General features: G+C 60.9%; 19 protein-coding genes and 1 tRNA gene. 2 read left to right on the top strand and 18 right to left on the bottom strand.

Going from position 1 to position 22,146, the window contains the following annotated elements; translation table 11 throughout:
- Positions 1 to 468: 468 nt before the first annotated feature.
- Together rpsA and polA are read right to left on the bottom strand one after the other, a co-directional pair.
- Entirely contained in the window at positions 469 to 1,947 is a 1,479-nt protein-coding gene (gene rpsA, locus EKN07_RS02070) for a 30S ribosomal protein S1 (protein WP_108715590.1), read from the bottom strand.
- A gap of 228 nt (positions 1,948 to 2,175) precedes the next feature.
- On the bottom strand, positions 2,176 to 4,839 hold the full coding sequence (gene polA / locus EKN07_RS02065; RefSeq protein WP_346962685.1) for a DNA polymerase I: 2,664 nt from the start codon (positions 4,837 to 4,839) through the stop codon (positions 2,176 to 2,178).
- A gap of 56 nt (positions 4,840 to 4,895) precedes the next feature.
- Between polA and EKN07_RS02060 the strand changes: the two genes are divergently transcribed.
- The gene (locus EKN07_RS02060) at positions 4,896 to 5,297 is read left to right on the top strand and encodes a PaaI family thioesterase (protein WP_108715589.1); all 402 of its coding nucleotides are present in this window, start codon (positions 4,896 to 4,898) and stop codon (positions 5,295 to 5,297) included.
- Between the two features lie 89 nt (positions 5,298 to 5,386).
- On the opposite strand, the gene EKN07_RS02055 is transcribed toward EKN07_RS02060, so the two are convergent.
- The 10 genes from EKN07_RS02055 to hisF form a co-directional block, all read right to left on the bottom strand.
- Positions 5,387 to 6,013: a response regulator gene (locus tag EKN07_RS02055; RefSeq protein ID WP_108715588.1), complete on the bottom strand. Its 627-nt coding sequence runs from the start codon at positions 6,011 to 6,013 to the stop codon at positions 5,387 to 5,389.
- A gap of 141 nt (positions 6,014 to 6,154) precedes the next feature.
- Positions 6,155 to 6,237 (bottom strand) — tRNA-Leu (locus EKN07_RS02050).
- A 6-nt stretch (positions 6,238 to 6,243) separates the two neighbouring features.
- Positions 6,244 to 7,671, bottom strand: coding sequence for a pyruvate kinase (pyk, locus tag EKN07_RS02045; RefSeq protein WP_126145532.1), 1,428 nt, complete (start codon positions 7,669 to 7,671; stop codon positions 6,244 to 6,246).
- 147 nt (positions 7,672 to 7,818) lie between these two features.
- Positions 7,819 to 8,856: a prolipoprotein diacylglyceryl transferase gene (lgt, locus tag EKN07_RS02040; protein WP_126145531.1), complete on the bottom strand. Its 1,038-nt coding sequence runs from the start codon at positions 8,854 to 8,856 to the stop codon at positions 7,819 to 7,821.
- 48 nt (positions 8,857 to 8,904) lie between these two features.
- Entirely contained in the window at positions 8,905 to 9,693 is a 789-nt protein-coding gene (gene trpA / locus EKN07_RS02035; RefSeq protein WP_126145530.1) for a tryptophan synthase subunit alpha, read from the bottom strand.
- Positions 9,690 to 10,919, bottom strand: coding sequence for a tryptophan synthase subunit beta (gene trpB / locus EKN07_RS02030; protein ID WP_126145529.1), 1,230 nt, complete (start codon positions 10,917 to 10,919; stop codon positions 9,690 to 9,692). Before trpB ends, trpA begins: the two co-directional genes overlap by 4 nt.
- Before the next feature lie 2 nt (positions 10,920 to 10,921).
- The gene (gene trpC / locus EKN07_RS02025; protein ID WP_108715586.1) at positions 10,922 to 11,740 is read right to left on the bottom strand and encodes an indole-3-glycerol phosphate synthase TrpC; all 819 of its coding nucleotides are present in this window, start codon (positions 11,738 to 11,740) and stop codon (positions 10,922 to 10,924) included.
- A 52-nt stretch (positions 11,741 to 11,792) separates the two neighbouring features.
- Positions 11,793 to 13,352, bottom strand: a complete 1,560-nt coding sequence (locus EKN07_RS02020; RefSeq protein WP_126145528.1) for a chorismate-binding protein — start codon at positions 13,350 to 13,352, stop codon at positions 11,793 to 11,795.
- On the bottom strand, positions 13,349 to 13,720 hold the full coding sequence (hisI, locus tag EKN07_RS02015) for a phosphoribosyl-AMP cyclohydrolase (protein ID WP_108715585.1): 372 nt from the start codon (positions 13,718 to 13,720) through the stop codon (positions 13,349 to 13,351). The genes EKN07_RS02020 and hisI overlap by 4 nt, the downstream gene beginning before the upstream one ends.
- A complete protein-coding gene (hisF, locus tag EKN07_RS02010; RefSeq protein ID WP_108715584.1) occupies positions 13,720 to 14,490 on the bottom strand; it encodes an imidazole glycerol phosphate synthase subunit HisF in 771 nt (256 codons plus the stop codon). The genes hisI and hisF overlap by 1 nt, the downstream gene beginning before the upstream one ends.
- Here hisF and EKN07_RS02005 point away from each other — a divergent pair.
- Entirely contained in the window at positions 14,468 to 15,145 is a 678-nt protein-coding gene (locus EKN07_RS02005; RefSeq protein ID WP_125482447.1) for a hypothetical protein, read from the top strand. The genes hisF and EKN07_RS02005 overlap by 23 nt on opposite strands.
- 128 nt (positions 15,146 to 15,273) lie before the next feature.
- Here the strand turns inward: EKN07_RS02005 and EKN07_RS02000 are convergent, their stop codons facing one another.
- From EKN07_RS02000 to EKN07_RS01975, 6 genes are read right to left on the bottom strand one after another with little or no spacing between them, the layout of a single operon-like run.
- Positions 15,274 to 16,128: an FKBP-type peptidyl-prolyl cis-trans isomerase gene (locus EKN07_RS02000; RefSeq protein WP_125482446.1), complete on the bottom strand. Its 855-nt coding sequence runs from the start codon at positions 16,126 to 16,128 to the stop codon at positions 15,274 to 15,276.
- A complete protein-coding gene (pafA, locus tag EKN07_RS01995) occupies positions 16,125 to 17,510 on the bottom strand; it encodes a Pup--protein ligase (RefSeq protein WP_346962684.1) in 1,386 nt (461 codons plus the stop codon). Before pafA ends, EKN07_RS02000 begins: the two co-directional genes overlap by 4 nt.
- Positions 17,507 to 17,692, bottom strand: a complete 186-nt coding sequence (locus EKN07_RS01990) for a ubiquitin-like protein Pup (RefSeq protein WP_108715580.1) — start codon at positions 17,690 to 17,692, stop codon at positions 17,507 to 17,509. The genes pafA and EKN07_RS01990 overlap by 4 nt, the downstream gene beginning before the upstream one ends.
- A 29-nt stretch (positions 17,693 to 17,721) precedes the next feature.
- Complete coding sequence (dop, locus tag EKN07_RS01985) at positions 17,722 to 19,287, bottom strand: depupylase/deamidase Dop (protein ID WP_108715579.1); 1,566 nt, start codon at positions 19,285 to 19,287, stop codon at positions 17,722 to 17,724.
- Positions 19,288 to 19,297: 10 nt separating this feature from the next.
- Positions 19,298 to 21,019 carry a proteasome ATPase gene (gene arc, locus EKN07_RS01980; RefSeq protein WP_126145527.1) on the bottom strand — a complete coding sequence of 574 codons (1,722 nt, stop codon included), beginning with the start codon at positions 21,017 to 21,019 and terminating at the stop codon, positions 19,298 to 19,300.
- Positions 21,020 to 21,055: 36 nt separating this feature from the next.
- The gene (locus tag EKN07_RS01975) at positions 21,056 to 22,108 is read right to left on the bottom strand and encodes a tRNA (adenine-N1)-methyltransferase (RefSeq protein WP_108715577.1); all 1,053 of its coding nucleotides are present in this window, start codon (positions 22,106 to 22,108) and stop codon (positions 21,056 to 21,058) included.
- Positions 22,109 to 22,146: the final 38 nt, after the last annotated feature.

The raw sequence follows: 22,146 nt of genomic DNA, 5'->3' as shown, positions 1-22,146 counted from the left end.
ACCCTGTGAATTGCCACCGATGACCATACAAGATCCCACGACGACCCGCACAGCCGGTCACAATGCGGACATCCACCCGACATGACGCCGGTCGCCCATGCATTCCGCCGTCTCTGCGGCGCCAACGGATGCGCGCAGGTCTCCGCGCTCCCTGTCGTGATTCCAGGCCTGCCTCTTCGGCGTCGACGCCCGAATCTTCGGGTTTTCGCCAAGACTTCGGGTTATTCGCGAAAACTGCGGAAAACCCGGAGAACCGAGAGAGGGGAAGGGAACGAAGATGCCAGACTCACCGGCTGGCAAACCTGTGGGCATGCGCGTCAGGTGCGAGCACAGGCGCGATCCCTGGCGGTACGCGTGACGCTTGAGCACAGGCGTGCATTCCACCCACGCGCGCCACCCCAGACATGCGCATGAGGCCCGAGCGTACGCCCGGGCCTCATGCATGTGCGGCCAAATGCCGCCTAATGGTCAGTTGTTCGTCAGCTTCTCCCGCAGAGCCGCCAGTGCCTCGTCAGAGGCCAGCGTGCCGGAGGCATCGCTACCGGAGGAGTACGACGACGGCGTTGCGTCGGGGGCAGACGGAGTAGCGGCGCCCGCGGCGGAAGCAGCGGAATCCTCCTCCAATGCCTTGGCGACTTGCGTCTTGTGCGCCTCCCACCTCTCGTGGGCTGCAGCGTATTCCTTCTCCCATGCCTCTTGCTGTGCCTCGAAACCGGGCATCCACTCGTTGGACACCGGATCGAAGCCCTCGGGGTACTTGTAGTTGCCCTCGTCGTCGTACTCGGTGGCCATGCCGTACAGTGACGGATCGAAATCCTCCGAATTGGGATCGACTCCTTCGTTGGCCTGCTTGAGAGACAGCGAGATACGACGGCGATCCAGGTCGATATCGATAACCTTCACGAAAGCGTCGTCGCCAACCTTGACAACCTGCTCCGGCAGATCAACGTGGCGCTGGGCCAGCTCAGAGATATGGACCAGACCCTCGATGCCATCTTCAACACGGACGAAGGCTCCGAAGGGCACAAGCTTGGTGACCTTACCGGGAACGATCTGCCCGATAGCATGGGTGCGGGCAAAGGTCTGCCACGGATCCTCCTGCGTGGCCTTAAGGGAGAGCGAGACCCGCTCGCGATCCATATCGACATCGAGTACCTCGACGGTAACCTTCTGACCGACTTCAACAACCTCGCTCGGGTGATCGATATGCTTCCACGAGAGCTCGGAGACGTGGACGAGACCGTCGACGCCACCGAGGTCAACGAAGGCACCGAAGTTCACGATGGACGAGATAACGCCCTCGCGAACCTGGCCCTTCTTCAGGTTGGTCAGGAACTCGCCGCGAGCCTGCGACTGTGTCTCCTCCAGCCAGGCGCGGCGGGAAAGCACAACATTGTTGCGGTTCTTGTCCAGCTCAATGATCTTGGCTTCCAACTCGCGGCCGATATACGGTTGCAGATCGCGCACGCGGCGCATTTCAACCAAGGAGGCCGGCAGGAATCCACGCAGGCCGATATCCAGGATGAGGCCGCCCTTGACGACTTCGATGACGGTGCCGGTAACAACACCCTCAGCTTCTTTCACGCCTTCAATCTGGGCCCATGCGCGCTCGTACTGGGCGCGCTTCTTGGAGAGCAGTAGACGCCCTTCTTTGTCTTCTTTCTGCAGGACGAGAGCTTCAACCTCGTCGCCCACATTGACGACGTCGTCAGGATCAACATCGTGCTTGATGGAAAGCTCTTTGGAGGGGATGACTCCCTCGGTCTTGTAGCCAATGTCAAGGAGGACCTCATCGTGGTCGACCTTGACGACAGTACCCTCGACGATGTCTCCGTCATTGAAGTACTTGATGGTCTTGTCAACTGCGGCGAGAAGATCTTCCTCGGTGCCGATGTCGTTGATTGCGACCTGCGGGAGACTCGAAGCTGCGGGGGTGTTAGCGGTCATGAAGTTAATGACTCCGATACGGACAATAGAAATCGATATGGACAATGAAGTGACACGGCGTAGAGCCGCACCGGTATGCAATTCTACGGGAGTCCGGGGGGAGCCGCAAACAGTAACCGCGGATTTGCGCGGGTTTTACGCCACATATGCGACGAGCGGACAGCCCGCCGCACCCGAGTCAGCGACCGGTCTACGGGTTCTATCCCACATATGTGGCAAGAAAACAACTCAGTGGGCGGCAGCGCGCCAGTTCTCCCCGTAGCCGAATCCCACAGAAAGCGGCACATCGAGCGCGACGGCGCCCTCCATGGCCTCACGTACGATCTCCTGCACGCATTCGCGCTCCCCCGGCGCAATCTCAAGCACGAGTTCGTCATGGACCTGTAGCAGAATACGCGACGTCAGTCGCTCCCGATCAAGATTGCGCGCCACCGAAACCATCGCCAGCTTGATGACATCGGCGGCAGAGCCCTGGATGGGGGCATTAAGCGCCATTCGCTCCGCCGTCTCGCGGACCTGCCGGTTGGTGGAACTCAGCTCCGGCAGATAGCGCCGACGGCCGAGGATTGTCTCCGTGTACCCATCGCGGCGAGCTCTTTCCACAAGGGAGTCCAGGTATGCACGTACCTTTCCGAAGCGCGAGAAATAGTCATCCATCAGGCCCTGCGCTTCGGCGACGTCAATATGGAGCTGACGAGACAACCCGAAGGCCGACAAACCGTAGGCGAGCCCATAACTCATGGCTTTGATCTTCGAACGCTGCTCCGCAACGATCTCAGATTCGGGAACACCGAAGACACGCGAGGCCACATACGTGTGAAGGTCGGCTCCCTGGCGGAACGCGTCGATTAGCGCGCTGTCTCCGGAAAGCGAGGCCATCAGTCGCATCTCGATCTGCGAATAGTCCGCAGTGAGCAGACCGACATAGGGTGCCTCTGGGATGAAAGCCTCGCGTATCTGCCGACCCTCCTCGGTACGCGCGTGAATGTTCTGCAGATTGGGCTCGGTGGATGAAAGCCTACCCGTTGCGGCCACCGCCTGCTGATAGGTGGTATGAACCCGTCCATCATCGGCAATGGAGCGTTGCAGGCCCTCTACCGACTGCCGCAGCTTAATCGCGTCACGATGCTCAAGTAATGCGGCGAGGAAGGTCTGCCCCGCCACGGCCTGGTCGTCTTCTCGTAATGCGATCTTCGCTGCAAGTTCTGCCAGAGCATCCGCATTGGTCGTGTACCCGGACTTCGTCTTGCGGGTGGGCGGCAGACGTAGTTCATCGAACAGCACCGTCTGCAGTTGCTTGGGACTGGAGAGGTTCACTTCGTGGCCGATCGCCTCATACGCCACTCGCGCCGCGGTTTCGACGCGAGCATCAAAATCGATGTGTAGCGACTCCAGATACGGCTCGTCGACGGCGATCCCCGTCTGTTCCATCCGGAATAGCAACTCCGCTACGCCGAGCTCAAGGCGCTTCAGGTCGCCGTCTTCTCCGCGTTGCGCCAACATATTGCCCAGGGCATCGGACAGCGGGCGCACCGCAGCGGCCCGTATCGCTCCATCGCGTCGCGCGCCCTCCAGGCTAAAGAGGTCGCTATCGGCCCGTTCGCCGAAATCCGAGCCGAGATGCCTGAGCACAAGGTCTTCCAGATCGTACTCTCGCTGGTCCGGGTAGAGCAGATACGCCTGCAATAGAGTATCGGCCACAACGCCACAGATCTCGGCATTAAGCGCGGTCGCCAGAATGTGCCGTGCGCGCTTGGAATCGTGGAACGTTTTGTCTGCATCGCCGTCGCGCAACCAGTACGTCAGGGCCTGCGCATCATCCTCACCCAGCTCCTCGCTTTCCGCACACCACACCTCGTTATCGTGCCCCGCCACGGCGATCAACGCGCCTGCAGTGCCCGACTCGACGTAAACGCCGTAGTCGTCTCCCCGATGTGCCGTCAGCCAAGCGTCAAAACCACGCTCGCTGAGTTCAACGGCCAAGTCGAGCGAGTCACTCATGTGGGAGTCATCTCCATCTCGCGCGGGAAGCTCCTGCAGAACCCGCGTGCGCAGTCCGGTGAAGTCGAGCGTGTCGAAAAGCTCATGTACCGCTTGCCGATCCACACCGCGCGGTAGGAATTCGCTGAGATCCTCACCGATCGGCAAATCAGTCACCAAGTGGTTCAATTCCCGATTGGTCTGAACCTGGCCGATATGGCTGCGCAGCGATTCGCCGGCCTTTCCCTTGATCTCATCGGCATGCGCCAGAATGCCGACAAGGTCGCCGTACTCCTTGATCCACTTGGCCGCAGTCTTCGGCCCTACCCCCGGAACGCCGGGGAGATTGTCGGCGCTCTCTCCTACTAGTGCGGCGAGGTCCGAGTATTGCTCCGGACTCACCCCCGTTTTCCGCACAATTCCCACCGGGTCGAGTTCCTGCATCTCCGAGCGCGGCATCGGGTACAGCACGCTGCATTGCTCTCCGACGAGTTGGAAGGAGTCTTTATCGCCCGAAGCGATGTACACGCGCATATCTGCGGCGCGGCCCTTGGTGGCCAGCGTGGCGATAATGTCGTCAGCCTCGAAGTCGTTTACCGTGAGCCAGCGGATCCCCAGAACATCAAGTGTCTCCTGAATGAGTTCTATCTGTCCGATGAACTCCTCTGGCGTCTTCGCGCGACCACCCTTGTACTCGGGATAGCGACGCGTACGGAACGTTCCTCCTGGCAAATCGAAAGCCACCGCTACGTGGGTGGGCTTATGATCCGCGAGGATCTTTAGCAGGGTTGAGGTGAAGCCGTAAACTGCATTGGTGTAGCGGCCGTTTGCGGTGCGGAAGCTTTCTGCACGCAAGGCGTAGAAAGCGCGGAATGCGATGGAGTGGCCATCGACGAGCAGCAGCGTGTTCACACAGATAAGCCTACGGCAGGAAGCCGGTTGGGGTATCCAACGCGTACTATCATCCCATGAGTGACAACCTGTTCTTACACGATCTGGGCGCCTTGGCGAACACGATGGGTGTCGAGTTGATCGAGGCAACACCACGCCAGGTACGTATGCGCCTACCTGTGGCGGGAAACACCCAGCCCATCGGACTGCTACACGGCGGCGCTAATGGCGTGTTAATCGAACATGCCGGTTCAATCCTCGCCAGCTTTCACGCGCCCAAAGGGCGTATTCCGGTGGGGACCGAACTCTCCGTCAGCCAACTTCGCTCAGCGCTGACAGGCCATGTCACCGCGACTGCAACCGTGTTATCGGAAGGACGCTCGAGCTTCTGTGCTCAGGTACATGTGCGCGACGACACCGGAGTTCTGACGGCGGCTGGGCGTCTCACCGCAGTGTACGTCAGGCGTCCCTCCGCTTAGCGAACCGGCGCAGGAAGAATCTATCGCGACGTCCAAAAGGCGAGGGGCCGGGGTCGTATACCCCAGCCCCTCGCCTTGGCTCAATGCGGTTAGTCTTTGCCACCGACCTGGTCGATGACGGCATCCGCCACCTCACGCATGGTCAGACGCCGATCCATCGAGGTCTTTTGGATCCATCGAAATGCTTCCGGCTCCGTGAGCCCCATACGCGCCTGCAACAGGCCCTTCGCACGGTCGACCCTCTTACGGGTCTCGAACTGTTCGGTCAGGCTTGCGACTTCACCTTCCAACGCCTCGATCTCCTGACTGCGCGAGACAGCGATCTCAACCGCCGGAATGAGTTCCGCAGGAGTGAAAGGCTTGACAACGTAAGCCATAGCGCCCGCATCGCGTGCCCGCTCAACCAACTCGCTCTGCGAGAACGCCGTGAGCATAACAATCGCGCATCGGCGATCCTGCAGGATGCGATCAGCCGCGGTAATGCCATCCATCCCGGGCATCTTGACATCCATAACGATTAATTCAGGCTCAAGTTCGTCGGCAAGTTCAATGGCCGTCTCGCCATCGCCGGCCTGCCCGACCACCTCGTATCCTGCATCCTCAAGCGTTTCGACGATATCGAGCCGGATCAACGCCTCATCCTCGACGACGAGCGCGCGGACGCGCTGCCGCTGTGCCTCGGCGGACTGTGATTCCGTTACCTCATCTTCTGCCATGCTGTCACTGTCTCCTTTGACGGGCGCCATCTATTGGACTGTTTCATAATAACGCCTCCAACCGGCGAATCATAGATCTTCGCAGGTCACGCCCGTTTCTTACCTTTCTTTCCTCGGTCGCAGGACCGCTAACCATGCCTGTGCTCCCGGCGGGACTCGAACCCGCACGCTTTGAAGGCGCCGCATTTTGAGTGCGGTGTGTCTGCCAATTCCACCACGGGAGCAATAGCCTAGCCGCGACGCGGCAGGGTCTCACCCATCTTATGCACACGAATCGTATTCGTGGAACCGGAAACGCCGGCAGGCATTCCAGCGATGACGACGATACGTTCTCCGTCCTCAGCCAATTCCATTTCGCGCAACAAGTGGTCAACCTGGGCCACCATGTCGTCCGTATGCTTGACATGCGGAACAGTAAACGTTTCGATGCCCCATGTCAATGCGAGCTGGTTACGCACGCGCGGATCTGGTGTGAACACGAGCAACGGAAGTCGTGAGCGCAGACGTGCCACTCGCCGGGCGGTTTGGCCCGACTCGGTGAACACGACGATATAGGCGACGCCAAGTGATTCACCGATTTCGACGGCGGCGCGCGTGAGTACACCGTTGCGCGTCTTATGCAGATTACCTAGCAAGGGAATCTGCTCCATGCCATGTTCCTCGGCCCACTCAATGATATTCGCCATAGTCTGTACGCATTCAATCGGGTACAAACCAACGGAGGTTTCACCGGAGAGCATAACCGCGTCTGCGCCGTCGATAATCGCATTCGCGCAGTCTGAAGCCTCCGCGCGAGTCGGGCGCGGATTCTGGATCATCGACTCCAGAACCTGTGTCGCAACGATCACCGGCTTAGAACGCTTGCGTGCCAGATCAATGGCCCGCTTCTGCATGATCGGCACCTGCTCGAGCGGAACCTCCACTCCCAGATCGCCTCGCGCCACCATGATCCCGTCAAAAGCTCGAATAATACCATCGAGATTCGCCACGGCCTGCGGTTTCTCAATCTTGGCGATAACCGGCAGCCGTACACCCACCTGATCCATGATCTCGTGAACATCGTCAATATCCGCAGGAGAACGCACGAACGACAGGGCGATGACATCCGCGCCTATTCTCAGCGCCCACTTGAGATCCTCCCGGTCCTTCGCGGAAAGCGCCGGGACCGACACCGCTACACCGGGAAGATTAATCCCCTTGTGATCCGACACCCGCCCCGCGACTTCGATTGTGGTGTGTACGCGCGGCCCATCGATGCCGGTCACACGCGCCGCTACCTTTCCATCGTCGATCAGGATGCTATCGCCGGGATGGCAATCTCCGGGCAGCCCCTTGAACGTTGTCGAGGCGAGTTCCTTTGTACCGGGAACATCCTCGGTCGTAATGGTAAAGCTGTCGCCGACGCCGAGGTCAACCGGACCGTCCGGGAACGTGCCCAGACGAATCTTCGGACCTTGTAGATCAACGAGTACCGCGATCGCCTTGCCTGTAGTCTCCGCCGCCTTGCGTACGCGCGCGATCCGCTCTTCGTGTTCTTCGTGCGAACCATGCGACGCATTGATACGCGCAACATTCATCCCCGCTTCAGCCAGCTCGAGGATTCTTTCCTGAGTGTCGGTGGCCGGGCCGAGAGTGCAGACAATCTTCGCTCTACGCATGGCACAAATTCTACCCGAGGGGCGTGCGAAGAAGACTAGGCGCCTTGGTTGCGCTGACCACAATAGTGACTGTCGGTCAAGAGCGCGGCGCATGTCGTAACGCGCTCCCCTGGTCCGCTATGCCGCGCATATCCGCGCAAGGCACAGTCAGGCGGGGCTACTCCCAGCCTGATCGGCCCCGGCGCAGGCCGAATCCTGCGCATCGCTGAGCGCGCAGTCATCTTCGCCATCGGCGGAGGTGTCCTCCCCGTCGGGATGTTCACCTCCGTCGGGATCCTCACCGTCGACGTCGTCCTGCACGTCATTTTCGTCTTCTGCGCGGTCCTGATCGGAGTCTTCTCGGGAGGGGTCCTTACCGGCACGCCAAATGTCGTTGGCATCCGGGTGCTCCCGATAGCGGCGACGCAGCAAAACCAGCGCAATCAAACCACCGAGGAAGACGACAATTGCCGTCCACACGTTCAGCCGCAATCCAAGGATGTGGTGCGCGGTGTCGATGCGTAGAGTCTCGATCCACATCCGCCCGGCCGTGTACACCATGACATAGGCGGCAAACAGCTGACCCGCCACCAGGTTGAAGCGCCGTTCCAGCCACAGTAGAACGAGCGCTCCGGCGAGGCACCACAATAGTTCGTAAAGGAAGGTCGGGTGGAAAGTCGCCTCCGTCGCGTATCCCGCTACCCGATGCGTGCTATCCACCTCCAGAGCCCACGGTACGTCGGTGGGCCTACCGTAAAGCTCCTGGTTGAAGTAGTTACCGATTCTTCCCACGGCCTGCGCCACCAGCAATCCGGGCGCCAATGCGTCCGCAACCGGTGCTAGGCGAAGGCCGAGCCGCCGACAGGCGAGGTACACACCCACACCGCCGAGTGTAATTGCACCCCAGATGCCCAGGCCACCCTCCCAGATATAGAGGGCTCTGATCGGGTTACGACCCGGCCCGAAATACAGCTGGCTATCCGTAACCACATGGTAGATCCTCGCCCCGAGGATTCCGAAGATAACCGCCCACATTGCGATATCTACCGTGGCCTCGCTGGGTCCGCCCTTTGCTCGATAGCGACGGTCGAGGATATACCAGGCCAGAAGGATACCGATGATAATCGCGATAGCGTATGCCCGAATCGGGACTGGGCCGATATACCAGACAGAATCCGCTGGCGACGGGATGGATAGAGGAACCACTACGCCTGCTCCTTAAAATGGTCGGTTTACCTCAAGCTGGCGTCAGCGTTATCCATGCGCTCCAGCGGCCAAAGACTCCGCCGTCTCACGCAGGGCCTTCACCCCGGCATCTCGGTCGGAATCCAACAGGCAACGGACCAAGGCCGAGCCAACGATGACACCGTCCGCATACGATGCCACGTCCCGCGCCTGTGTCGGGGTAGACACGCCGATACCCACACAGACACGCTCAGCTCCTGCGGCGCGCGTACGCGATACCAGCTGCCGGGCCCGATGATCCAAAGTTGTGCGTTCCCCCGTCACACCCATGGTAGAGGCGGCGTAGACGAACCCGCGCGAAGCTGCCGCTGTCCGAGCCAAACGGTCATCCCGAGACGAGGGTGCTACCAGGAATACGCGATCTAGATCGTAGGATTCGGCGGCGGCAGTCCAATCCCCCGCCTCATCGGGGATTAGATCGGGCGTAATGAGGCCAGCTCCCCCGGCCTGCGCCAAATCGGCTGCGAATCGGTCTACTCCGCGCTTGAACACCGGGTTGTAGTACGTCATGACGAGGACGGTGACACCGGTTAGCGCTACCTGCTCAACCGCGCGGAATACATCATCGACTCGGAAGCCCCCATCGAGAGCCCGCTGCGCGGCAACCTGGATTGTGCCGCCGTCCATTGTCGGATCTGAATAGGGCAGGCCAAGCTCAATGATATCTGCACCGGCAGCGGCCAATTCGCGCGCGGCACGCACGCTGCCGTCGAAGTCCGGAAAGCCCACGGGCAGATAGCCGATAAAGGCGGCCTGCCCCGCTGCGCGTCGCGCGTCGATTACATTGGCAGTACTCACTGCAAGCCTCCCCTACCGTCGATCCCGAAATAGCTCATTGCGGTTTCTACGTCTTTATCACCACGCCCGGACAGGCAAACCAAGATGATGGGCGCCGTATCGCCGAGCTCGGCCGCCTCGCGCCCCAACGCCAATGCGCCGGCCAACGCGTGTGATGACTCGATCGCCGGAATGATGCCCTCTTCACGGCAGAGCAGACGGAACGCCTCCATGGCGTCGTCGTCGTTAATCGGCCGGTACTCGGCGCGCCCTATGGAGGAGAGCCATGCATGCTCCGGTCCGACTCCCGGATAATCCAGCCCTGCCGATATCGAGTGCGATTCGATGGTCTGGCCGTCGTCGTCCTGCAGCATATAAGAACGCGATCCTTGGAATACTCCGAGGCTGCCACCGTTGATCGAGGCGGCCGTTCGCCCCGTTTCCACGCCGTCCCCTCCGGCCTCCAGACCGACAAGGCGCACTGCCGGGTCATCGAGAAACGCGTTGAACGTGCCAATGGCGTTGGATCCACCGCCTACGCAGGCACACACGATATCGGGCAGCCGTCCGGTCAACTCCAAAACCTGCGCCCGGGCCTCTTCGCCTATCACCTTCTGAAGGTCGCGCACCAACTCGGGGAAGGGATGTGGACCGGCAGCGGTGCCGAACACGTAGTTCGTGGTCTCGACATTGGTAACCCAGTCGCGGAACGCCTCGTTAATCGCGTCCTTGAGAGTCTGGGAACCGGCTGTCACCCCCACGACGCGGGTGCCGAGCAGTTCCATTCTGGCAACGTTCAGCGCCTGCCTGCGCACGTCTTCCGCGCCCATATAGACGGTGCATTCCAGACCGAGCAGCGCCGCTGCGGTTGCGGTGGCAACTCCGTGTTGGCCAGCACCGGTCTCCGCGATAATTCGCGTCTTCCCCAGTGCCTTGGTCAGGAGGGCCTGGCCGAGCACGTTATTGATCTTGTGTGAACCCGTGTGGTTGAGGTCCTCGCGCTTCAAAATCACACGAGCCTGGCCGACATGCTGCGAGAAGCGCGGAACCTCCGTGATAATAGAAGGCCGCCCGGCATACGTCCGGTTTAGACGATCCAACTCCTCCCGGAATTGCGCGTTGTTTCGCAGACGCGACCAGGCTTCGGCCACCTCATCTAACGCAGCGATCAGAGCCTCCGGCACATAGCGTCCGCCGAAGTCACCGAAATACGGGCCCGACGCGGCCCCCAAGAGATTCTCTGTCACGCTTATCGCTCCATCGCATCGAGGGAAGGATGCTGCCCCACGGCCACCATGTCGCGCACCGCGGCGCTGGGACTCCCGCTGGTCACAAGTGCTTCGCCCACAAGAACCGCATCGGCTCCCGAACGAGCATAGTCAAGAACGTCTTGCGGTCCGCGCACACCGGATTCCGCAACCCGGACCACATGGTCCGGCAGGATGTCAACGACTTGATCGAAAACGGAACGATTGACCTCCAGTGTCTTCAGATCCCTGGCGTTCACGCCAATCACCCGTGCTCCCGCCCCGAGTGCCCGGCGTGCCTCCTCTCGATCATGGGCCTCCACCAACGCCGTCATACCAAGCGAGTGAATACGTTCCACGTAGGAGGTCAGCACGGTCTGCTCCAAGGCCGCCACAATCAGCAACACCGCGTCCGCACCGTGCGCCCGGGCCTCCCATATCTGATATGGCGACACGATGAAATCCTTGCGCAACACGGGAATATCCACGCGTGCCCGCACGGCATCAAGGTCCTCCAAACTGCCATGAAAACGCCGTTCCTCGGTGAGGACCGAAATGGCGGAGGCACCGCCGTCCTGGTACTCACCGGCAAGTGTCGCCGGATCGGCAATCTCCGCCAAGCGGCCCCGCGACGGGCTCGATCTTTTACATTCGGCAATAATGGCGACATTCCGGTGAACCCCGCCGCGTAATGCGGCTTCCGCATCGATGGCACCGGGGATACGGGAGGCGCGTTCCTTGAGCTGGTCGAGGCTGACGTCGGCCTGCCTACGTGCGACATCCTCTCGTACCCCAGCGATGATCTCATCAAGTACGCTCATCTTCCACCGTCCTTCCGGAATCCCACTCTAGCCTGATCGTGGCCCGTGCCGCTTATCCGCCCACCGGACACAATGCGCCGGCAATCTGAATGGCACGCACCGCAGCGGCAGCCTTGTTGCGAGTCTCCACGAATTCGGTCTGTGGAACCGAATCCGCCACGATGCCCGCTCCCGCCTGCACACTTGCCTTCCCAGCGGCAAGAACAGCGGTGCGAATCGCGATTGCCAGATCCGCGTTCCCACAAAAGTCGAAATAGCCGACGACGCCGCCATAAATGCCACGCCGGGCCGGCTCCAGTGCGTCAATAATCTCGATGGCGCGCGGTTTAGGAGCTCCCGATAACGTGCCGGCTGGGAACGTCGCCCGTAGGCAGTCGACCGAGTTATAACCAGATGCCAGTCGTCCGGAAACCGTGGATGAAATATGCATGATATGACTGAAACGTTTGATCTCCATGAGTTCCTGGACTTCAACCGTTCCCGGTACACAGACCTTGGCAAGGTCATTTCGAGCCAGATCCACCAACATGACGTGCTCGGAGAGTTCCTTTGGATCGGCAAGGAGTTCTTGCGCCAGGTGTTGATCTTCTTCCCAATCGGCTCCGCGCGGCCGCGAACCTGCAATGGGGAAGGAGGTCAGGTGACCGTTGTCCAGCCGCATGAGTGTTTCCGGAGATGACCCCACGACGGCGAAGTCCCCACCTGCGCCGTCGTCCAAGCGTAGGCAGTACATATAGGGGCTTGGGTTGATTGTTCGCAACACCCGGTACACATCAAGTGCATCGGCAGGGCAGTCAATATCGGCCCGCTGGGAGAGCACGACTTGGAACACCTCGCCGTCGCGAATCGCCTCCTTCCCCGCGAAAACTGCGGCCTCAAACCTAGGCTGGGGAGTGCGCAACTGTGGCTGCGATTCCGCCACCTCCCCACGTCGCAGTGCGTGCATGGACTCGGGAGATTGCAGGCCCGTCTCCATCGCTGCGAGCCTCGCCACGGCATCCTCATACGCCTCTGCGGTGCCGGAGGGCCGGTTATTCGCGTTGATCGCGTTAGCGATGAGCCACACGGTTCCGTCGCGGTGGTCGACAGCCACCAGGTCAGTAGTCAAGCACATGACGGAGTCGGGGGTGCCGAGTTCACGGGGTGCCTGGCGGCGCAGTCGCGGCTCCCAGTCGAATAATGTATCCCAGCCCAGCGCGCCGACCAGGCCCCCGGTCAATGGGGGCAGGCCCCCAATAGCCGCTCCTTCCAACTCTTCCAATGCGGAAGCCAGCAGCTGCGTCGTCGTGCCCGACGGCGCAAGACCGACCGGGACCTCTCCCTTCCATTCTGCGTGTCCCTGTGTGGCCACCAATTGCGCCATGGAACGCACTCCGATGAAGGACCAGCGTCCCCAGGTCCCGTCGTGTTCGGCCGATTCAAGGATGAAGGTTCCACTACCGCTTGCCAACCGCCGGTAGATGCCCAGCGGGGCCGCGTCATCGAGCAGCAGCTTCTCCACGACAGGTATCACCCGCCGCGTGCTTGCCAATTCCAAGAAATGATCTCGCGAGGGCCAGATCTCACCCAACTCGAGGTGATGCGGGCCGGGCGAGGCGTTTGCAGGAGTCATTGTTCCCCCTCAATCAAACCGGTGATCGGCAGGTCCCCTCCCGCATCGAAACAGCTTCGTGTTCCCGTATGGCAGGCGGCCCCCACCTGGATGACATCCACAAGCACACAGTCGCCGTCGCAGTCGAGCTGAACACGACGTACCAGTTGAATATGCCCGGAGGTATCTCCCTTACGCCAGTATTCCTGCCGCGACCGGGACCAGAACCACACTCTACCGCTGGTCAGTGTGCGAGCGAGGGCGACCTCATTCATATACCCGACCATTAGAACATCGTGGCCGGTGGCATCGCGGATCACTGCGGGTAACAGGCCAGCCGCGTCGAACCTGACGCGGGAGGCGATGCGGCTGGGAAGCACGTCTTCCATCAACGCACCTCGAATCCGCTGGTACGTAAGGCGGCCTTGACCTGCGAAATTGTGAGCGTGCCGAAGTGAAACACGGATGCCGCCAGTACGGCATCGGCCCCAGCGCGGGCGGCCGCCACAAAGTCCTCCACCCGACCGGCTCCGCCCGAGGCGATAAGCGGTATGCTCACACACTCGCGAACGGCGGTTGTCATCTCGATGTCGAAGCCTCCTTCGGTACCATCGGCGTCCATAGAGTTCAGCAGGATCTCACCCGCGCCCAGCTCTTGGCCGCGGTGCGCCCACTCCAATCCGTCAATCCCGGTTCCCTGCCGCCCGGCATGTGTTGTCACCTCGTACCCGGACGGCGTTTGAGTGTCACCCGTCACCCGCCGCATATCAAGTGAAAGTACGACGACCTGACTTCCGAATTGGTCGGCGATCTCCGTAATCAGTTCCGGGCGCGCGACTGCGGCGCTGTTGATTTCAATCTTGTCCGCCCCCGCTTCCAATAACGACCGTACGTCCGCAACGCTGCGAATGCCACCGCCCACCGTCAGCGGGACGAACACCTCGTCGGCCGTACGCCGTACAACATCCACCATAGTTCCGCGGCCCTCTTTGGTGGCAGAGACATCCAAAAAAGTGATCTCGTCTGCACCGTCGCGGTTGTAGGCGTTGGCAAGCTCCACCGGATCGCCCGCATCGCGCAGATTCCGGAAGTTCACACCCTTCACCACACGCCCGCCGGACACGTCGAGACAGGGTATGACCCGAATCGCTACCGCCATGGTGCTCCTCTCGCTACACAATCATGACATCCCGGACAACGACCAAGCCTACCGCGGATACAGTAAGGACATGATACCGGTGACCGCTGCAACCGCGATTCGAGATATCACGGCGGAAGTTATCGCGCTGAGTACGACACAGCGCCGCTGTATCACCGTCGGCATCGACGGCCACTCCGGCGCAGGCAAAACGACTTTTGCGCGGCATCTCGCCGCATCTCTGCGCAGCTCAGTTGACGCGCTCGCAGTTGCCGAAGTGGAAGACTTCATCCCCGGCTGGCAAGGTCTGATGGCCGGGGTCCAGAACGTCGCAACCGAGCTATTGACGCCGCTGCGTCGGAACGGCTGGGCCGATGTGCGGCGCTGGGATTGGAACGCTATGCGCTGGGATTCCCATGTTCGCATTCCCGCTGTGGGAACGTGCCGTCTCTTTTTACTTGTGGGGTCGGGAGCCAGCAGCGCCGCCTGTGCTCCACTGCTGGATCGCACGGTATGGATCGAATGCGACGAGGCGGAACGACGGCGCCGCGTCGATGTGCGTGAAGGAGAGTCGTCCGAGTCGTGGTGGAGTATCTGGCGCCGCCAGGAAAATGCACTTCTGGCACAGCGTGACTCGCCGCGTTTGGCGGACTGGGGGGTAGACGGAAAGCCCTGAACCAGAGGCCGCTCTCGCTTGCAGGCACCGCCGACTTCCACCCTGCAAGGCGCGCAACTCCCAGCACGCTGGGCCGTCCTGACGCTCGGTCGACCGGCCTCGAGGCAGGCCGCGCTCGAAGCGCACCCTTATTCGGCGTCGCCGTCAAGAACCGCGAGAATATCGACCACAGCGACTCGGTCTCCCTCTCCTGCGGCCAGAGAACTGGGGATCAGCACAACCACGCGGGATCCCACTCGCTGATCTACCAGTCCTGTCTGCAGGCCCTCCATCACCGAGTTCAGATCCACGGCCACAGGGCCCGTTCCATTCCACGTGGTGTCGATAAGCGTACCGTTGCCGTCGACAACCGAATACTGCAGTGCCAGCTCATCGCCGACAGACACCTGCGAACCGGTGCCGGTAACGACTCGCACAACCGAGAGCTCCGGAACCTCCCCGCCTCCGGCCGTAATGGCCGGGCCTCCCCCGTCGCCGCGTTCGATTGTCGGCATGCCACTGGGGGCAGGATCGGGCAATTCCTCTACCTCGCCATACGCCGTCGTGTACAGCACATCGACGACGACGATCTCAACCGCGCTCTCGTCATCGCGTACCAGTCCCGGCCTTTCAACGATGAGCCGACTACCCTCACTGCGGCCGATGACTTGGTCCGCCAAATCGCCCAGGCCCTGTTTGTTCGCCGTTGTTAGGCGAACGGTTCCCGTTTCGTAGCCGGATACCACCCTGCCGCTGCGGGAATCGAACGAAGTGGCGCGCAGCAGCACCGGCGAATCCTCGGTGACCTCTTGACCGTCGCCCTGTGTGATTACCACCGTAGTCACCGCCTTAACGGCGATGGTGCCGTCAATGGTGATACTGACCGGAGCACCAAAATCCCCGGTGACCCGCACGGATCCCTCCCCCTTGGGACTCTGGCATCCGGATAGAACCATCATGCAGACGGCGAGGATGGCAAGGAATCGGTGGCGTGCGATCATCATTCCGCAATCTGCGCCATGAGTTCATCCGCGCGTGCATCAACCGTCGCAAACGGATCTTTCAAAACCACACTGCGGGTTCCCTGCGCCTCCAACAACCGCAGATTCATCCAGTCGGCCATATAGTCCCGCCGGTGCGCCTGCGCGGCGCGAATAAACTCTCCACGGATTCTCGCGCGAGTGGTCTGCGGCGGCATCTTCATCGCCTTCTCCGCCGCGTGCGCGGGCAGTAGCGTTCGTAGCAGACCCGATTGCTCCATGGTTGCCCGCAGGCCACGGTCCGTGATGTCGTGGTAGGCGAGGTCGAGACGAGCAATACGTGCATCCTCCAGCGTCAGTCCGCTCCGATCACAGTAGCGCCGCAGCAGAGACAATTTGGCTGCCCAATCAATTTCCGTGGCAATACTCGCCGGATCCTGCGCCTCCACCGCGTCGAGAGCTCGTCCCCACAAATCGAATAGGTACCGGCGTATGGCATCAAACTCCGCCAGGTACCCTTTGCGTTCGAAATGCTGCAGGACGGCGTCGCGCATGCGGCGTTGAATCTCCAACGGCGTGGCCGTACCTCCCGCCGCCAATTCGAGCGGAACGCGGCCGGTGAGATCCTCACTCGTGGCGCGAATCGCCCGCATGGGGTCTGCCAGGGTCAGATTCGGCAGGATTCCACCGTCCTCAATCATGATGAGAAGAGCCTCGGTCGCAGCCATTTTGAGTGCAGTGGTTGCTTGGGCGATATTCGAGTCACCAACAATCACGTGCATACGGCGGTATAGCTCCGCGTCGCCATGAGGCTCGTCCCGCGTATTGATCATCGGACGCGAGCGCGTAGAAGCCGATGAAATCGCATCCCACATCTGATCGGCACGCTGTGAGAACTCGAACGTCACCCGGCCATCCTCTCGGCGCAAGTGGCCCGCCCCCACCACGACTTGGCGTGTCACAAAGTACGGAAGCATGGACGAAATGCGAGTTCGGAAATCCGAGCGACGTCGGACCAAGTAGTTCTCGTGGCAGCCGAAGGAGTTTCCCTCGGCGTCATTATTGTTCTTGAACAGGTGTATACGCCCCGGAATGCCCTGATTGGCCAGATGCTCGTTCGCCCGTGCGGCAAGATCCGCAAATAGAAGCTCACCGGCACGGTCATTTGCCAGGAGGTCTACCAATACGTCGCATTCCGCCGTGGCATATTCGGGATGTGCGCCCACATCGAGGTAGAGGCGTCCTCCGTTCGCTAGGAAACTGTTTGTTGACCTTCCCATGGCGATGATCGGGGCGAATAATTCTTGGGCGGCCTCCTCCGGATCGAGTGGGGGCGCAGCGCCCTGTGTATGAGCACAGGTCAAACCATATTCGGTTTCTATGCCCATAACTCGCCGCGGAATCACTGACCGCCCTTTTGTACAAAACCCTGAACAAAGGCGGATGCGTTCTGCTCCAGAACGGAGTCAATCTCATCGAGCAGGGAATCAACCTCGCTGCTCGTGGTGGAAACCTGTACCTGCGGTAGTTCCGTCTCTGTTTGTTCCTCAACCGTTCTCCTCGGCTGTGCGAACTCCTGTTGTGACATTCTTTCCTCCTTACACAGTCGTATGCCGCTCAGCGGCTTGTCAGTCCGGTGAGGAATTCCTCCACCGTGCTCGCATTATCAAGAATCTGCCCGACCAGCGCCCTGGTGGCCCGATCCGGATGAATGGTCGGAATACGAACCAGCTCACCCGCATCAAGAACGACGCCGTCCCAGCCCGCTGCGGCCACACGCCCCGGAAAACGCGCAATCAGTCCGCCGCGCAGGAAGGCCCGTGTGCTCTCGGGAGCCCGAGTCACGGCAGCGGAGACCTCGGCGGGACTGAAAAGCCGCTCCACCTTTCCCGCCGCGTCGAGTTTACGCACAATTGACCGCTCCGGGCGCAAGTCATGCCACTGTAAGTCAAACGCTCGCAGTTTGTCATCATCCCACCGCGCGTTGCTGCGCACACGCATGGATTCAAGCAGTTGGTACTTCGCCACCCACTCCACTCGTGACGCAGCGGCGAACATGTCACTTCGCAGAGTATCTATGGTCCATTGCCAGCGTTGCAGGATTTCAGCGGTGTCGAAGTCCGGTTCACCCCGCTTGGCAAGTTCTTCGCGTACAACATCCACGTATATCTGCTGAACATCCAGTGCGGTTTTCGTTGTTCCGTCGTGCATGTCAAGCACCGTACGTAACGTGGGATCGTGAGAAACCTGCCGGGTCTGGTCGACGGGGTTATCCACCAGCACCGAGTCGAGCCCAAGCGGTATATCACCGCTCTCCAGCAGCCACAACACCAACGACGTCGCACCGACCTTCAGCAGAGTCGAGGCATCGAAGAGATTGGCGTCCCCACCAATGACGTGTAAGCGGCGATAACGCGCCGCATCCGCATGTGGCTCGTCGCGTGTGTTGATGATGGGCCGATCAAAAGTAGTCTCTAAACCGACGTCGTTCTCGACGAAATCAGCACGCTGTGAGATCTGGAATCCGGGCTGCTCACTGCGTTGCCCGAGGCCAACGCGTCCGGCACCGCACAACACCGGCCGCGTAATGAAGAACGGCGTGAGGTAGCGGATGATATCCGCGAAGGGAACATCACGCCGGACGAGGTAATTCTCGTGCGCGCCATAGGATGCTCCCTTGCCGTCGGTGTTGTTCTTATAGACCACCACTTCGCCATCAAGTATCTCAATGCCCTCGGCCATCAGGTACTCGCCCGCCCTGTCCCATAGCACGGCCTCCCGCGGAGTGGCCGTTTCGGGTGAGGAGTACTCCGGATGTGCATGGTCGACGTAGAGCCGGGCTCCATTGGTTAGCACAGCGTTGGCCGCGCGCGGCCTGAGCAATTCGCTGCGCCGTTGCACATGTTCCAGCGGCACATCTCCCGAGGGCGCAAGCGACTCCGGATCATCGGTGAGTTGTGAGGGGTGCGCGGCGGCTCGTTCGATGCGATAGCCGCGCGCGTCGCTGAGTGGGTCTTCGCCATGGAAATCCCAGCGCACGGCACCGGCACCGCCGCTGGCTGCGGACTCGGCTCCGAGGGCATCGACGATGCGTGTGGACAACACAATCGGATTTGCCTGCAGATCGGCCGGGGCGAGAATCCCGAACTCGGTCTCCAAGCCGACGATACGGCGCGCGGTCATGAATTACTCCTTAGATCAGTCCCTCGGGCACAGTTTCACCCCACCTGTGTCCGGGATCGTCAGCCATCCCTTCTCCATCGCGCGTGGCCGGGGGCGGCGTACCCGCCGCCGTCGATTCGGTGGTGACTTGCGCGCCGGAACCGGTCGGGCCATTCGTTTCGCGTGTGAGCAGCGCCCGCACATGAACAATACGTTCGCCCTGTCCACGGCCGTGTACACGCGCCCACTCGTCCGGATTCGCAATCGTCGCGAGTTCTTCGTTCTCGCGTACCTCCTGGTGCACTGCCTCCACCAGATGCTTCTTGCGCAATCCGCGCTCGCCGGTGGAGAGAAGGTCTTTAATCGCCAGTTTCTTCGCGCGATCCACGATTGCCGCCAACATGGCTCCGGAGACGAAGTCCGCGATATACAGCGTTTCACGGGTTCCATCGGCGTAGTGCACCTCGACGTACTCATTTTCGGGAGTACGCGCGTACAGCGTATCGACGGTGACGTGCCGCAGGCTCGCCGCTGCCTCACTCGCGGTGGGATAGGCCGCGCGCACCTCCTGGTGCAACGGCAACTCCTCGGTGAGGTACTTCGAAAGAATATCCAGACATCCGGCGTGATCGGGCCGCTCGATACGCACTTTCACATCAAGACGCCCCGGCCGCAGGATCGCCGGGTCGATCATGTCCTCCCGGTTGGAAGCGCCAATGACGATCACGTTGTCCAGTTTCTCAACGCCATCTACTTCCGCCAACAGCTGGGGGACCACAGTTGTTTCGACGTCGGAGGAGATGCCCGACCCACGTGTGCGGAAAAGTGCCTCCATCTCATCGAAGAAGATCACAACCGGGATACCGTGTGCCGCCCTGTCCCGCGCGCGTGAGAAGATCTCGCGAATCTGACGTTCCGTCTCGCCAACGTACTTATCGAGCAGCTGTGGTCCCTTGATATTGAGGAAATATGATCGCGCCGTCGCCGCACCGGTACGTTCGGCCGCATTGTGGGCCAACGAGGTAGCGACGGCCTTCGCGATCAGTGTCTTCCCGCAGCCGGGAGGCCCGTACAGCAGCACCCCTTTGGGCGGTTTGAGCCCATGTTCGCGGTACAGCTCGGGTTGCTCGAAGGGAAGCTCAACGCTGTCACGGATCTCCTCAATCTGCGGGCCGAGTCCACCAATATCCTCGTAGGAGACATCCGGCACCTCTTCCAGCAGCAGGTGCTCAACATCCGGCCTTTCGATGTGTTCTAGAATGAATCCGGAGCGCAAATCTGCCAGGACGGTATCGCCCACACGCAGGTGCTCTGCGTCCAGGCGCCCGGAGATACGCAGCACCCGCGAATCATCGGCATGAATCTTCACCAATGCACGCTGCGGATCGATAACCAGCTCCACCGTGACAACTGTGCCCGTATCTTCGTACCCGGCTGTATCCGTCACCACAAGCTGCTCATTCAACCGCAGCTCCTGCCCCGGACGCAGGGAGCCCAGCGGCAACGTGACCGCCGCGGCCAGATTCATCTTGCGCCCCGCAACCAGGGCATCAACAGAATGATCCTGTTCGTGTGCAGCGAGGAAGGTAGCAAACGATGCCGGTGGGCGCGCTAATGCATCGAGTTGTTCGGCCTGATCGCGGATACGATCCCGTGCGGCCACAAGCGATGCGGTCAGCCGCTGGTTCTTCTCTTCAAGAGAGACCAGTTGCTGCCGCACATCACGCAGTTCACTGGAGTCTGTCTGGGACATCGCAACCTTTCCTTCGCTACCGCTCAACTCTAGTGCCTAGGCCTGAGTCTCGCGTTCTTGCAGCTCACATTCGATACGGTCACGGATCTCGCGTCCGTGCCGACCGGGTATGGAGGTACCGGTCTCTTCCACATCGGCGCGATGCGCCACATCGCGCCGCACCCGACGTAGCTTTTTCGGCGAAATACCGCGTTCCGCCAGATCTTCCTGCCACACGAGCGGCTCCGCGTAGGCGGCTTTCGCCGGACGGCGCTTCGGTGTCAGTGGAGCGTTCTTCGGCGCCATGCGGCGGGCAACAGCGAGGAATCCTGTGTGCGCAATCATACGATGATCGGGCCGAACTGCCAGTCCCTCCAGGTGCCACGTGCGAACCAGAGTCTCTGAAGCGCTCGGCTCCGTGAAGCAGCCGCTCTCACGCAGCTCCTCCACAAAGCGCGACAGCTGCGTCGTCGTCGCCACGTACGCAAGTATCACGCCGCCCGGCCGCAGTGTATGCGCTGCGGCCGAGATAAGCTCCCAGGGTGCGAGCATATCCAGAATGACGTGATCGAATGTGCCCTCTGGCTGACTCGCGAGGATCTGCTCCGCCTCGCCTATTTCGATTGACCACTGTGTTGGTTGCAGGCCAAACCATGAGGAAACATTGCCGAACGCGATCTCGGCGAACTCGGGCCGCCGCTCCGCGGAGAGAACCTGGCCTTCATCCCCAACCGCAGCCAAAAGCGACAACGTCAGCGCCCCGGAGCCGAGGCCCGCTTCGAAAACGCGTGCTCCTGGGAACACATCCGCCAAATGCACGATTTGCGCCGCATCCTTCGGGTAAATAACGGTTGCCCCGCGCGGCATTGACAGCACGTAGTCGCTCACCAGCGGCCGCAGAGCGAGGAAACGCCGCCCTTCCTTAGTAGTCAGTACAGTTCCCTCTTCAGCACCGATGAGTTCACTGTGGCGAAAAGAACCGCGAGTTGATTGGAAGTAGCCGTCTTCCGTCAGCGAAATCGTGTACTGCCGCCCCTTGGGATCGGTCAGTTGTACCCTTTCACCCGCCCGGAAAGGGCCCCGACGGCGATCCGCATTGCGTCCAGTCATGGCTGCCATTGTAGAGGGTGCAGCGCGACCTTTAGGGA

It is taken from the genome of Actinobaculum sp. 352 (assembly GCF_003957265.1).
GTDB lineage: Bacteria > Actinomycetota > Actinomycetes > Actinomycetales > Actinomycetaceae > Asp313.
The sequence above is the reverse complement of the archived record's forward strand: the minus strand, read 5'-3'. Positions and strand labels throughout refer to the sequence as shown.

What these genes read in the sequence shown, in the direction of transcription:
- EKN07_RS02055 (WP_108715588.1), bottom strand. Translation starts at nt 6,013, where the DNA reads ATGGCAGAAGATGAGGTAACGGAATCACAGTCCGCCGAGGCACAGCGG.
- hisF (WP_108715584.1), bottom strand. Translation starts at nt 14,490, where the DNA reads ATGGCGGTAGCGATTCGGGTCATACCCTGTCTCGACGTGTCCGGCGGG.
- dop (WP_108715579.1), bottom strand. Translation starts at nt 19,287, where the DNA reads ATGACCGCGCGCCGTATCGTCGGCTTGGAGACCGAGTTCGGGATTCTC.
- hisI (WP_108715585.1), bottom strand. Translation starts at nt 13,720, where the DNA reads ATGGAAGACGTGCTTCCCAGCCGCATCGCCTCCCGCGTCAGGTTCGAC.
- EKN07_RS01975 (WP_108715577.1), bottom strand. Translation starts at nt 22,108, where the DNA reads ATGACTGGACGCAATGCGGATCGCCGTCGGGGCCCTTTCCGGGCGGGT.
- arc (WP_126145527.1), bottom strand. Translation starts at nt 21,019, where the DNA reads ATGTCCCAGACAGACTCCAGTGAACTGCGTGATGTGCGGCAGCAACTG.
- EKN07_RS02005 (WP_125482447.1), top strand. Translation starts at nt 14,468, where the DNA reads ATGACCCGAATCGCTACCGCCATGGTGCTCCTCTCGCTACACAATCAT.
- pyk (WP_126145532.1), bottom strand. Translation starts at nt 7,671, where the DNA reads ATGCGTAGAGCGAAGATTGTCTGCACTCTCGGCCCGGCCACCGACACT.
- EKN07_RS02060 (WP_108715589.1), top strand. Translation starts at nt 4,896, where the DNA reads ATGAGTGACAACCTGTTCTTACACGATCTGGGCGCCTTGGCGAACACG.
- EKN07_RS02020 (WP_126145528.1), bottom strand. Translation starts at nt 13,352, where the DNA reads ATGACTCCTGCAAACGCCTCGCCCGGCCCGCATCACCTCGAGTTGGGT.
- EKN07_RS01990 (WP_108715580.1), bottom strand. Translation starts at nt 17,692, where the DNA reads ATGTCACAACAGGAGTTCGCACAGCCGAGGAGAACGGTTGAGGAACAA.
- EKN07_RS02000 (WP_125482446.1), bottom strand. Translation starts at nt 16,128, where the DNA reads ATGATGATCGCACGCCACCGATTCCTTGCCATCCTCGCCGTCTGCATG.
- rpsA (WP_108715590.1), bottom strand. Translation starts at nt 1,947, where the DNA reads ATGACCGCTAACACCCCCGCAGCTTCGAGTCTCCCGCAGGTCGCAATC.
- trpC (WP_108715586.1), bottom strand. Translation starts at nt 11,740, where the DNA reads ATGAGCGTACTTGATGAGATCATCGCTGGGGTACGAGAGGATGTCGCA.